Source organism: Pediococcus pentosaceus (genome assembly GCF_001437285.1).
Taxonomy (GTDB): Bacteria; Bacillota; Bacilli; order Lactobacillales; family Lactobacillaceae; genus Pediococcus; species Pediococcus pentosaceus.
Genome location: NZ_JQBF01000003.1, coordinates 91007 through 104856, shown reverse-complemented (window position 1 = coordinate 104856; position 13850 = coordinate 91007). Strand labels below are relative to the sequence as shown.

At 39.3% G+C, this 13850-nt stretch carries 6 protein-coding genes and 6 tRNA genes; 1 reads left to right on the top strand and 11 read right to left on the bottom strand.

Annotation, left to right across the window (positions count from 1 at the left end):
* Positions 1 to 2: 2 nt before the first annotated feature.
* Positions 3 to 953: a nucleoside hydrolase gene (locus IV86_RS03940; RefSeq protein ID WP_002833324.1), complete on the top strand. Its 951-nt coding sequence runs from the start codon at positions 3 to 5 to the stop codon at positions 951 to 953.
* Between the two features lie 87 nt (positions 954 to 1040).
* Here IV86_RS03940 and rpoC read toward each other — a convergent pair whose 3' ends face one another.
* From rpoC to serS, 11 genes are all read right to left on the bottom strand, one after another.
* The gene (gene rpoC / locus IV86_RS03935) at positions 1041 to 4679 is read right to left on the bottom strand and encodes a DNA-directed RNA polymerase subunit beta' (RefSeq protein WP_011673658.1); all 3639 of its coding nucleotides are present in this window, start codon (positions 4677 to 4679) and stop codon (positions 1041 to 1043) included.
* A gap of 29 nt (positions 4680 to 4708) precedes the next feature.
* Positions 4709 to 8317, bottom strand: a complete 3609-nt coding sequence (gene rpoB, locus IV86_RS03930) for a DNA-directed RNA polymerase subunit beta (protein ID WP_002833322.1) — start codon at positions 8315 to 8317, stop codon at positions 4709 to 4711.
* Positions 8318 to 8556: 239 nt separating this feature from the next.
* Positions 8557 to 11022, bottom strand: coding sequence for an ATP-dependent Clp protease ATP-binding subunit (locus tag IV86_RS03925; RefSeq protein ID WP_056979369.1), 2466 nt, complete (start codon positions 11020 to 11022; stop codon positions 8557 to 8559).
* Positions 11023 to 11049: 27 nt separating this feature from the next.
* Positions 11050 to 11514 (bottom strand): CtsR family transcriptional regulator, encoded by a 465-nt coding sequence (locus IV86_RS03920; protein WP_002833320.1) that lies wholly within the window; start codon positions 11512 to 11514, stop codon positions 11050 to 11052.
* A 171-nt stretch (positions 11515 to 11685) separates the two neighbouring features.
* Positions 11686 to 11759, bottom strand: a tRNA-Pro gene (locus IV86_RS03915).
* A 90-nt stretch (positions 11760 to 11849) separates the two neighbouring features.
* Positions 11850 to 11923 (bottom strand) — tRNA-Arg (locus IV86_RS03910).
* A 21-nt stretch (positions 11924 to 11944) separates the two neighbouring features.
* Positions 11945 to 12016: transfer RNA gene (locus IV86_RS03905), tRNA-Gly, on the bottom strand.
* Between the two features lie 4 nt (positions 12017 to 12020).
* Positions 12021 to 12093, bottom strand: a tRNA-Thr gene (locus IV86_RS03900).
* Positions 12094 to 12105: 12 nt separating this feature from the next.
* Positions 12106 to 12187 (bottom strand) — tRNA-Leu (locus IV86_RS03895).
* A gap of 42 nt (positions 12188 to 12229) precedes the next feature.
* Positions 12230 to 12302 (bottom strand) — tRNA-Val (locus tag IV86_RS03890).
* 227 nt (positions 12303 to 12529) lie between these two features.
* Positions 12530 to 13810, bottom strand: a complete 1281-nt coding sequence (serS, locus tag IV86_RS03885; protein WP_002833319.1) for a serine--tRNA ligase — start codon at positions 13808 to 13810, stop codon at positions 12530 to 12532.
* Between the last annotated feature and the right edge of the window lie 40 nt (positions 13811 to 13850).

Genomic DNA, 13850 nt, shown 5'->3' with positions numbered 1-13850 from the left:
CTTTGCAAAATATTTATTTTAATCATGATGGTAATGTCGACGATCTTGTATCTTTACTTCTACTATTGGAATTTCCAGATACAAAGTTAATTGGAGTGGGGGCAGTTGGAGCAGATTCCTATGTAGAACCTGCCGTTTCAGCATCTAGAAAAATCATTGATCTTTTTGGTCAAGATACTACCCTAGAAGTTGCTAAATCTAATTCACGCCCAGTAAATCAATTCCCAAAAGAATGGCGCCTCAGCGCTTTTTCATTTGATGATTTTCCCATTTTAAACGAACACTTGGATAACAATAATCAACCTAAAACTAAATTGGCATCTCAGCCGGCTCATTTAGATATGTTAGAGAAGATTAAAGCTTCTCAGCAGAAGGTGACTTTGATTATGACTGGTCCATTAACTGATCTGGCTCGTGCCATCGAAATCGATCCTACAATTGTGGACAATATCGATGAACTATTCTGGATGGGTGGATCAATGAACGGGGTTGGTAATGTTGCTGAACCCGAACATGATGGTACAGCTGAATGGAATGCATACTGGGATCCTCAAGCTGTCAAAACCGTCTTTGATACGGACCTAAAGATTACCATTGTTAGTTTAGATAGTACTAACCAAGTTCCTTTGACTAAAGCTTTACGTATTCGTTGGGCTAAGCAGCGCCAATTCCCTGCTTTAGATTTAATTGGTCAAGGTTATTCTCTAGTTCACTCTTTTGAAGCTAACTCAACTTATTATTTATGGGATGTTCTAACTACTCTTGTAAGTAAATATCCTGAATTAGTTGATAGTAAACCAATTAAAGCTGCTGTTATCACCGATGGTCCCTCGGCTGGAAAAACTTTTGTTACTGATAACGGACGTCCTTTAACCTTCGTTACTCAAGTAAATTCCGCTCTCTTCTTTGATAAATTCGATGAGCTAGCGCAAGCAGCTAAAACCAACTATTAATTCATCGCGTTTCTTAAAATTACCATAATAAAAAAGCTCACCAAACTGTGTTATCCACAATTTGGTGAGCTTTTTATCTAAAAACTATTATTCAACAGTTTCATTCATTTCTTTTTCAACGTCACTTAATGATTGGGGTTGTTCAACGTTTCCGCCCACAACTTCAGGCTTGATTTGACGATAATCCGTCATACCAGTACCTGCAGGAATAATCTTACCAATGATAACATTTTCCTTCAAACCAACAAGTGGATCATTCTTACCACGAATAGCAGCATCAGTAAGAACTCGAGTTGTTTCCTGGAATGAAGCAGCTGACAAGAAACTATTTGTTTCAAGAGCAGCCTTAGTAATACCAAGAATTACAGGACGTGATGTGGCAGGAATACCACCAGCAATCAAGGTCTTGTAGTTATCATTCTTAAAGTCATTAATATCCATTAATGTACCTGGAAGAATGTCAGTATCACCAGGATCCATTACCCGAACCTTACGAAGCATTTGACGAATCATGATTTCAACGTGCTTATCACTGATTTCAATACCTTGCATACGGTAAACTTTTTGAATTTCACTTAGCAAGTAATTTTCAGTAGAAAGAACGTCGCGAACTTTGATTAATTCCTTAGGATCGATTGAACCTTCGTTCAATGCTGAACCACGGTGGATGTAGTCACCTTCTGCAACCTTCATACGAGCCGTGATTGGTAATGTGTAAGTACGAGTATCGGTTTCACCCTTAATCGTAATATCCTTTGTACCTTCAGCAGGATCTTCTTCAATAGCTTCGACTGTACCAGTAACTTCTGAAATCTCGGCTGGTCCTTTAGGATTACGAGATTCAACAATTTCTTGGATACGTGGAAGACCTTGAGTGATATCGGCATTACCAGCCACACCACCAGTATGGAAGTTACGCATAGTAAGCTGAGTACCAGGTTCACCAATTGATTGAGCAGCAACAGTACCAACTGCTTCACCAACTTCAACACGGTCACCAGTAGCCATATTACGTCCATAACACTTCTCACAAACACCATGCGCAGTGTTACATGTAAATGCTGAACGAATAGTTACTTCTTGAACGCCGGCTTCAATGATTTGTTGTGCTATAGCTTCGTTAATCATCTCATTTGGTCCAATGATGGTTTCACCATTTTCAGGATTGAAAACAGATTTCATTGTGTAACGACCTAAGATTCGATCATAAAGTGGTTCAATCATTTCATTACCTTCAGCAATTGCTGAAATCAATAATCCACGATCAGTTCCACAATCTTTTTCACGAACGATAACATCTTGAGCAACATCAACAAGACGACGAGTCAAGTAACCAGAGTTAGCGGTCTTCAAGGCGGTATCGGTCATACCTTTACGAGCACCATGAGTAGAAATAAACATTTCCAAAACACTAAGTCCTTCACGGAAGTTAGAAAGAATTGGAAGTTCCATGATTTTACCATTAGGAGCGGCCATCAAACCACGCATACCAGCAAGCTGAGTAAAGTTAGAAATATTACCACGCGCACCGGAATCAGACATCATGAAGATTGGGTTTTGTGGATCAAATGTTTCCATCAGTCTTTGTTGGATGTCATCTTTAGCATCGTTCCAAATTCCAATTACCCGTTCATAACGTTCGTCATCAGTAATAAGTCCACGACGGAATTGCTTTGTAACAGTAGCAACTTGTTTATGAGCTGCAGCAATAATTTCTGGCTTTTCAGGCAAGTTAGTAATATCTGCAATACCCACAGTTAAACCTGAAAGGGTTGAGCGATAGAATCCTAAGTCTTTCATTCGATCAAGTAATAATGAAGTTTCAGTAACTTTATATTGCTTGTAAACTTCAGCGATAACGTCACTCAAGAATCCAGATTTGAATGGTGCAATTAATGGTCGTTGATTTAGTTGTTCACGGATGTCTTCGCCACTTTCGAGGAAGTATTCATCCGGTGTACCACTAACCAAGTTTTCATTAGTTGGAGCATTCAAGTAAACAAAGCCCTTAGGAAGAATGTCATTGAATAACATTTTACCAACAGTAGTAATCAAGATTTGTTTACGTTGTGCATCAGTAAATGGCTTTTCAGGCATTGAATTAGCACGAACACCAATTCTTGTATGAATTGAAACATAACCATTTTGAAGAGCTAAACGAACTTCATCAAGGTCGTTGAAGATCATGCCTTCACCGACACTTTCAGCTCGTTCCATTGTTAACCAATAGTTACCAATAACCATATCTTGAGATGGAGTAACAACTGGCTTACCATCCTTAGGAGCAAGGATATGGTGAGCAGCTAACATCAAAAGGCGGGCTTCAGCTTGAGCTTCATTTGATAAAGGTAAATGAATAGCCATTTGGTCCCCATCAAAATCGGCATTGTAAGCTTCACAAGCTAATGGATGTAAACGCATGGCCTTACCACTTACTAGAACGGGTTCAAAAGCTTGAATACCAAGTCTATGAAGTGTAGGGGCACGGTTCAAAAGAACTGGATGTTCTTTGATAACATCTTCAAGAACATCATAAACATCATCATCTTTACGATCAATTTTACGTTTAGCATTCTTGATGTTAGAAGCTAAGCCACGACCAACGAGTTCCTTCATAATAAATGGCTTGAATAATTCCATTGCCATTGGAACTGGAAGACCCATTTGGTTCATCTTCAATGAAGGACCAACATCAATAACTGAACGTCCAGAATAATCAACACGTTTACCCAGCAAGTTTTGACGGAAACGTCCTTGCTTACCTTTAAGCATGTGTGACAATGACTTCAAAGGACGGTTACCAGGTCCAGCAACAGGACGACCACGACGACCATTATCAATCAAAGCGTCAACCGCTTCTTGAAGCATCCGCTTTTCGTTTTGAACAATAATTCCAGGTGCATTTAAATCTAACAATCGTTTCAAACGGTTGTTACGGTTAATTACACGACGATATAAATCATTCAAATCTGATGTAGCAAAACGACCACCATCCAATTGAACCATCGGACGTAAATCAGGTGGAATGACTGGAATAGCATCGAGTACCATCCATTCTGGGTGGTTACCAGATTTAAGGAAGGCTTCAATAATGTCTAGACGACGAACCGCACGGGTACGCTTTTGACCAGAAGCTTCCTTCAATTCTTCTTTCAATTGGTTAGCTTCTTTTTCAAGATCTACTGTTTCAAGTAAAGCTTGGATAGCTTCCCCACCAATTTTAGCTACAAATTTATCACCATATTCACTTAACTTATTACGATATTCGCGTTCAGTTAATAGTTGTTTCTTTTCTAGTGGAGTTTCACCAGCATCGATAACAACGTATGAAGCAAAGTAGATGATTTCTTCCAATGAGCGAGGACTCATATCAAGAACTAGTCCCATACGACTAGGGATTCCCTTGAAGTACCAGATGTGTGTTACTGGTGCAGCAAGTTCGATATGACCCATACGTTCACGACGAACCTTAGATTTTGTAACTTCAACACCACAACGATCACAGACGATTCCCTTATAACGGATACGTTTGTACTTTCCACAAGCACATTCGTAATCTTTGGTTGGTCCAAAGATTCGTTCGTCGAATAATCCATCTTTTTCTGGTTTTAAAGTTCGATAGTTAATGGTTTCAGGTTTTTTAACTTCACCATATGACCACATACGGATCTTATCAGGAGAAGCTAAACCGATTTGCATACTTTCGAATTTATTAACATCGATCAACGGACTGACCTCCTCTTTCTTTTAAGTAATTAGTTTTGATTGTTTTTAGTTTCAACAGGAGCTGATTCCGTTGATGGAGCCTTTGCTTCTTCAGCGCTAGCATTTGTTTTTTCGTTTTGCTTTTCAGCATACTTGCTAAGAGCATCGACATTCACAACATCGTCATCTTCTTCGTCCATATCACGAAGTTCAACTTCTTGGTCATCCCCACCTAGAACCTTCATATCAAGTCCTAAAGCTTGTAATTCTTTAACAAGAACTCGGAATGATTCTGGAACACCTGGGCGTGGAATTGGTTCACCCTTAACGATCGCTTCGTATGTCTTAACTCGACCAACGACGTCATCAGACTTGTAAGTAAGGATTTCTTGAAGAGTATATGCAGCACCGTAAGCTTCAAGAGCCCAAACTTCCATTTCACCAAAACGCTGTCCACCAAATTGTGCTTTACCACCAAGTGGTTGTTGTGTAACAAGTGAGTAAGGTCCAATTGAACGAGCATGAATCTTATCATCAACCATGTGAGCAAGTTTCATATAGTGCATGACACCAACAGCAACACGTTGTTCGAATGGTTCACCAGTACGTCCATCATAAAGCACAGACTTAGCATCAGAATCCATACCAGCTTCAGCAACTGCTTCCCAAATATCTTTATCTTGGGCTCCATCAAAAACAGGAGTTGTCATGTGGATACCTAAGTTACGTGCAGCCATTCCCAAATGAAGTTCAAGAACTTGTCCGATATTCATACGAGAAGGCACACCCATTGGGCTAAGCATAATGTCAATTGGAGTTCCATCAGGCATGTAAGGCATATCTTCTTGTGGGATAACCACTGAAACAGTACCTTTGTTACCATGACGTCCGGCCATCTTATCACCAACTTGGAGTTTACGCTTTTGAGCGATATAAACACGAACCATCATGTTTACACCAGGTGATAATTCGTCACCATTTTCACGGGTGAAAATCTTAACGTCTTGAACGATTCCGCCGCCACCATGTGGAACACGGAGTGATGTATCACGAACTTCACGAGCTTTTTCACCGAAAATAGCATGAAGCAAGCGCTCTTCAGCAGATAATTCTGTAACCCCCTTAGGAGTAACCTTACCAACCAAGATGTCACCATCTTCAACTTCAGCACCAACTCGAACAATACCATCTTGATCAAGATTGCGAAGGGCATCTTCACCAATATTAGGAATTTCACGAGTCATTTCTTCAGGTCCAAGTTTTGTATCACGTGCTTCTGATTCATATTCTTCGATATGAATTGATGTATATACGTCATCACGAACTAAACGTTCATTAATCGCAATCGCATCTTCGAAGTTATAACCTTGCCATGTCATGAAGGCAATCAATGGGTTTTGTCCAAGGGCTAATTCACCTTGTTCCATTGATGGACCATCAGCTAGTACTTCATCCGCGTCAACTTTATCATTAACTCGAACAATTGGGCGTTGGTTGTAGTTCTTACCACCATTTGAACGGCGGAACTTCATGAGCTTGTAAGTATCAAGTGCGCCATCATCACGACGGACACGTACTTCACGTGCATCAACATATTCAACTACACCAGCGTGTTGACATAAAAGAGCAACCCCAGAATCATGCGCAGCTTTATATTCAATACCAGTACCAATTAATGGAGAATGTGGATCAACCAATGGAACAGCCTGACGTTGCATATTAGCACCCATCAAGGCACGGTTAGAATCATCATTTTCCAAGAAAGGAATACATGCTGTAGCAACAGCAACTACTTGCTTAGGAGAAACGTCCATGTAATCGACATTTTCAATGCTAGTTTCGATGTTATCACTTTCATGACGAGCCATAACTACGTCGTCAGCAAATGAACCATCATCATTAAGTGGAGAGTTAGCCTGAGCAATAACAAATTGATCTTCTTCGTCAGCAGTTAAGTAATCAATACGATCTGTAACTTTATGATCTTCCCATGAAACACGACGATATGGTGTTTCGATAAAACCATAACGGTTGATCTTACCATATGAAGCCAAGTTATTAATCAAACCGATATTAGGACCTTCGGGAGTTTCAATCGGACACATACGACCATAATGCGTATAGTGAACGTCTCGAACTTCATATCCGGCACGATCACGAGTCAAACCACCAGGTCCAAGTGCTGATAGACGACGCTTATGTGATAATTCACCAAGCGGGTTAGTCTGATCCATGAATTGTGACAATTGTGAAGAACCAAAGAATTCTTTAGTTGCAGCAACTACTGGACGAATGTTAATCAATTGTTGTGGTGTAACTGTTTCAGCATCTTGGATTGACATACGTTCACGTACTACACGTTCCATACGTGATAAACCAATGCGGAATTGGTTTTGAAGTAGTTCACCAACTGAACGGATTCGACGGTTACCCAAATGATCAATATCATCTGTACTACCAATTCCATCTTGAAGAAGGAAGAAGTAATTCATTGAAGCGATAATATCAGCAGGTGTGATGTGCTTCAATTTAGCATCGATATTACCATTACCAATCATATTCAATGTACGTTCTGGGTCGTTAGGGTCTTGAACTTTGATAACTTGGATAGTCATTGGTTCAGTAACGACTGCTTCTTCAGATGGTTGGTATGTAACCATCTTGAAGTCAGGACGATCAAGGAAAACTGCTAATTTCTTCATTACGTCTTTGTTGACCATTTCACCCTTTTGAGCAATAACTTCCCCTGTATCAGGATCAGCTAATGTTTCAGCTAGGGTTTGACCTAAAAGACGAGTCTTAAGGCTAAGTTTTTTATTTACTTTGTAACGACCTACTGGAGCCATGTCGTAACGTTTTGGATCAAAGAAGCGCGCAGTTAGCAAACTTCTTGAACTATCTGCAGTCTTAGGTTCACCAGGACGCAAACGTTCGTAAATATCCTTCAATGATTCAGCAACCCGTGAATCTTCGGGATTCTTATGAACATCTTTATCAAGAGTGAAATCTAAACTATCAGAACCACCAAAAATATCGATGATTTCTTCATCAGAGCCAAATCCAAGGGCACGAACTAATTCGGTCATTGGAATCTTACGAGTACGATCAATCCGTACATAAGAAATTTCTTTAGCATCTGTTTCATATTCTAACCAAGCCCCACGGTTAGGAATAACGGTTGTTCCCCAAATTTTACGATTATTTTTATCTGTATCTAAGTTGTAATAGACACCAGGTGAACGAACTAATTGTGAAACAATAACACGTTCTGCTCCATTAATAATGAAAGTACCTTGTTCTGTCATTAATGGGAAATCACCAAAGAATACGTCTTGTGATTTAATTTCGCCAGTTTCGTGGTTTGTTAAACGTAAAGTTACGTGCAATGGTGCAGAATAGTTTGCTTCATGTTCACGAGCTTCGTCAACCGTGTACTTTGGTTCTAGTAGTTGATAATCGACGAATTCAAGTGATAATTTACCTGCAAAATCTTCAATCGGCATAATGTCATTGAACATTTCACGGAGACCTTCGTCTAAGAACCATTGGTACGAATCAGATTGAATCTCGATCAAATTAGGTAGATCAAGCACTTCTTTAATTCGTGCATAGCTCCGGCGCGTACGATGTTTACCATACTTAACTAAATGTCCTGCCAAGTTATTCACCTCTCCAATTTCTAAACGAGTTAAATGTTACAGTTTGATTACAATTTGCACTGAAACCTGTTTTTTAGCAAAAAAAAACCAAAAATAGTCCTCTATAAGAAACTATTTTTGCTTTTTTATCTAGAACACTGCGGACAATAGATCGCACTGTCTCATTTAACCCTGCTTTAACATACATATTACATTTTATTCCTTGCCATATGCTTTGTCAAACAACTTGCAATGTTAAATTATTTATTTTTTATTAATGTTTTATTTTTAACTTTTAAATTAATTTTTCCGTTGCGCGCTCCGATCGTAATATCGTCACCAACCTTAGCTTCACCGGACAACATTAATTCACTTAATTGGTCTTCAACCTTAGTTTGTAAGGCTCGACGCAATGGACGTGCCCCATATTCAGGATCAAATCCAGCTTCAGCCACCACATCAATTGCACTAGGAGTAAACTTGGCATTAATTCCCTGCTCACTCATCCGCTGAATGACATCTTTAGCCATCAATTTAACGATTTGATGGAGTTCAGGTTTCGTTAATGAATGGAAAATAATGGTTTCGTCAATCCGATTGAGGAATTCGGGACGGAAACTCTGCTTCAAAACTTCACGTACTTTATCTGCCATAGCATGGTAATCTTCAGCTGCATTTTGAGCACCAAAGCCGACTGATTTTTCATCCCTCAATGCTGTAGCTCCCAAGTTAGACGTCATAATGATAATAGTATTTCTAAAATCAACTCGTCGGCCCTTAGAATCAGTTAGAAAACCATCATCAAAAACTTGAAGTAACAAATTAAAGACATCTGGATGAGCTTTTTCTACTTCATCAAATAAAACAACTGAGTATGGTTTCCGACGAACCTGTTCAGTCAATTGTCCACCCTCGTCGTAACCCACATAACCTGGTGCTGATCCAACTAGACGACTAGTGCTGTAACGTTCCATATACTCAGACATATCAATTCTGATCATATTATCTTCCGAACCAAACATAATATCTGCTAAAGACTTAGCCAGTTCTGTTTTACCAACCCCTGTAGGACCAAGGAACATAAAAGAACCAATTGGTCGCTTAGGGCTCTTCAAACCTGAACGTGCACGGCGAATAGCTCGAGCTACTGACGAAACAGCTTCTTCTTGACCAATTACTCGTTCGTGCAAAGTTTTCTCTAAATTAATCAAGCGATCTGACTCAGATTGTTTCATCTGCGTTAAAGGTACACCAGTCCAATCTGAAACGATTTGCGCAATATCTTCGCCATTTTCAATTAATTTATAATCTTTTTTAGCTTCATTGGTTTCTGGGTTATTTTCAGCACGCTCAATCTTACGGTGTAACTTCATTTCTTTCTTACGGATGTCGGCAGCCTTTTCGAAATCTTGATTATCAATCGCTTCTTCTTTAGCTGTTCGTAATTTTTCTAATCGATCTTCATCCGTAACTTTTTTCACTTGCTTCTCAGAGGCATCGATTCGAATTTTAGCAGCCGCTTCATCGATTAAATCGATGGCCTTATCGGGAAGAAAACGGTCTGCAATATAACGTGATGATAAAGTAACTGCTTGTTGAATGGCATCATCTGAAATTTTAACTTGGTGATGTTCTTCATACTTAGGACGAATTCCTCTTAAAATTTGAACTGCTTCAGCTTCCGTAGGTTCATCAACTTCCACTTTAGCAAAACGTCGTTCCAAAGCAGCATCAGCTTCGATATACTTTTGGTATTCTGTTAAAGTAGTTGCACCAATCGTTTGTAGCTCACCACGAGCTAAAGCTGGTTTTAGGATATTAGAAGCGTCAATGGCTCCCTCAGCCCCGCCAGCTCCAATTAACGTGTGTAACTCATCAATAAAGACAATCACTTGACCATCATTACGAATTTCTTCAATCACCTTTTTTAAACGATCTTCAAATTCACCACGGTACTTAGTTCCCGCCACTAAAGAACCCATCTCTAGCATCATTAATCGTTTATTTTGCATATCAGTTGGAACATCTTGATCGATAATCTTTTGAGCTAATCCTTCGGCAATCGCCGTCTTACCAACTCCTGGTTCACCAATCAATACTGGATTGTTCTTAGTCCGTCGGCTTAAAATTTGGATTACGCGACGAACTTCTTTTGTCCGCCCCACCACTGGATCAATTTTTCCTTCAGCAGCCATCGCCGTCAAGTCTCGTGCAACTGAATCTAAAGTTGGGGTTCCTTCAGCACTTGTAGCCCGTTGCTTACTACGTCGATTTTGAGTAGCTGGATTTACACCTAATTTACGTAAAGTAACTTTGCGAACCTCGGCAATATCTGTATCCAACGCCAATAAAATTCTTGAAGACAAAATATTATCATTTTGCACTAAAGCAAGTAATAAATGTTCGGTTCCAATTTTAATAGCGTTTAATTGCTTAGCCTGCTCTTGAGCGTTGACTAAAATTTCACTAGCTTTTGGTGAATATGGTAAATAATCATCTTTTACTGTTCGTAAGTTACCATAGCCGGTAAATTGCTCAATTTCCTCAGCAACGTCCACTTCTGTAACATTGAATTGTCCTAAGATGCTTCGCGCTACACCATTAGTCTCAATTGCCAATGCTAACAACAGGTGTTCAGTACCCACCGCGGGGTGTTTAAATCTTTTTGCTTGTTCTTGAGCAATAACCAAGGCATTCCTTGCACTAGGGGTAAATAAATTTTCCATTTTCCACCTGTCTTTCTCTAATCTCTACTATTCATATCTGAGATGATTCAAAATTCCAATCATCACTTTTGCTCTAATTTGTTCTTCTAAATTACGATCGCCAATATTTAAAGTACTTTTGGAAAGGGTCGAGGCTAATAAGCTCGCTTCTCGTTTACTTAGTACGGAGTCTTCATATAAACTGCCTAGAATTGAAATCGCATCACGTTCATTCAATGAATCTCCAATTACCCGTATTAAAGAATCCAAAACATCAATATCGTCAAGAAGTTTAACTTTTTCAATTCTAATGTATCCACCGCCACCACGCTTACTTTCAACCACGTAACCATTTTGAATGGTGAATCTAGTCTTAATTACATAATTAATCTGAGATGGTACGACATCGAATTGATCGGCAATTTCAGAACGGCGAATTTCAATCTCCTCTGAATTAGCCAAGATTTCCTTTAAATACCGCTCAATTATATCTGAAATATTCTGTCCTTGCATAACGACCACCTTTCTATACTCTGACTAATGTTGACTATTATTATACGAGACTGACAGAAAATTGCAAAAAATATTAATTATTCCGCCTTAAAGCTATCAAAACCTTAAGAAAATAAAAAAACTTACCATCAATTAAACATCAATAATAAGTTTATTCTTGACCTATCTCAATCGGGAAAACAAGATTTGAACTTGCGACCCCCACGCCCCGAACGTGGTGCTCTACCAAGCTGAGCTACTTCCCGCCAACCATTATATTCTAGCACAAATTTAAACCGGTGATTTAGAAAACAAAAAAAGCATTAATCATATCCGATTAATACTTTTTTAAGCGATGCACCCAGCAGGAGTCGAACCTGCAACCTTCTGATTCGTAGTCAGACACTCTATCCAGTTGCGCTATGGGTGCAAAATATTAAATTTGGTACAAAGCGGAAGACGGGATTCGAACCCGCGACCCCCACCATGGCAAGGTGATGTTCTACCACTGAACTACTTCCGCAAAATGCCGACTAGAGGATTCGAACCTCCGACCCCCTGTTTACAAGACAGATGCTCTGCCAGCTGAGCTAAGTCGGCTTAAAATCGATATGCGGGCGAAGGGATTCGAACCCCCACACCTTGCGATACAAGAACCTAAATCTTGCGCGTCTGCCAGTTCCGCCACGCCCGCAAATAATTCTATTTTATTAGACCATTGAGAATCGCTTCTCAATGGAGGATACAGGGCTCGAACCTGTGACCTCCTGCTTGTAAGGCAGATGCTCTCCCAACTGAGCTAATCCTCCATAAATCTCTCGTGAACACATTTATATATAATACGGATAAAACTCCGTTATGTCAATCACTTTTGCAAAAAAAATTAAATTTTTCTTTATTAATTTTTTTAATAGCTTTAAATCACCCTTTTTCTACCATATTTACTGAAAAATATTTCTAATCAGAGATTTATCCTTTATGGATTCCATAAAAAAATAAGAGGCCTCAGTGGGGTCTCTTATTTTTAGATAACTATTTACTTTTTACCAATTACAGTTGTCCCTTGCATATAAGGTACTAAAGCTTCCGGAACGTTGACTGTTCCATCTTCATTTTGATAGTTTTCTAAAATTGCAGCTACTGTACGTCCGACCGCCAAACCAGATCCATTTAGGGTGTGTACGTATTGCAACTTACCATTTTCATCGCGGAAACGAATATGTGCACGACGAGCTTGGAAATCAGTACAGTTTGAACAACTTGAAATTTCGCGGTATTTATCTTGAGCTGGAATCCACACTTCAAGATCGTAAGTCTTGGCTGCCGTAAAACTCATATCCCCAGTGGTTAGGGTAATCACTCGATAAGGCAATCCCAATTTTTGAAGAAGGGTTTCAGCATGGGTAGTTAATTTTTCTAATTCATTCCATGATTGTTCTGGCTTAGCAATCTTGACCATTTCTACCTTATTAAATTGATGCATACGAATCAAACCACGTGTATCTCGTCCGGCACTTCCTGCTTCTGAACGGAATGCTGGTGATAATGCTGTTACGCTAATTGGTAACTTTTCTTCATCAATGATTTCATCACGATAGTAATTTACCAAAGGTACTTCAGCTGTAGGAATTAAAGTTAGTCCTTCATCTTTTACTTCATAACCGGCATGGGTTTCTTTAAACTTTGGAAATTGACCAGTTCCAAACATTGATGCATCGTTAACCATGTAAGGTGTGATTTCTTCTGTAAAGCCAGCTGCATTATTTTGATCTAAAAAGAAATTGTAAACTGCTCGTTCAAGACGAGCTCCATCCCCAACGTAGTATACAAAACGACTACCAGCAACTTTAGCAGCTCGTTCGAAGTCTAAGATTCCTAATTCTTCTCCAATTTCCCAGTGAGCCTTAGGCGTAAAGTCAAAAGTCCGTGGTGTTCCATTACGACGTTGTTCAACACTACCCTCTTCAGTTAAACTAACCGGTACATCTTCATGTGGTAGATTAGGCAGATGAGCAGCTTTGCTTTCAACTTCTTCGGCAATATTTTCCAGTTGTTCGTCTAAGCCTTTAATATCTTGGCTCACTTTACGCATTTCTTGAATTTTATCGTTAGCGTCTTCTTTATTACGTTTTAATTGTGAAATTTGATCAGACACTTCATTACGAAGCTTTTTCAAATTTTCACTCTTTACAATCAATTCACGGCGTTCATTATCCTTAGCCAATAAATCGTCGATTGCTTCAGGTTCTACACCCCGAGTTGCTAATTTAGCTTTGACGTCTTCTACATGATTACGAATCATTTTCAAATCTAACATAATTACATCCTCCTTAAATATAGAAAAAGAGCCTCTATCC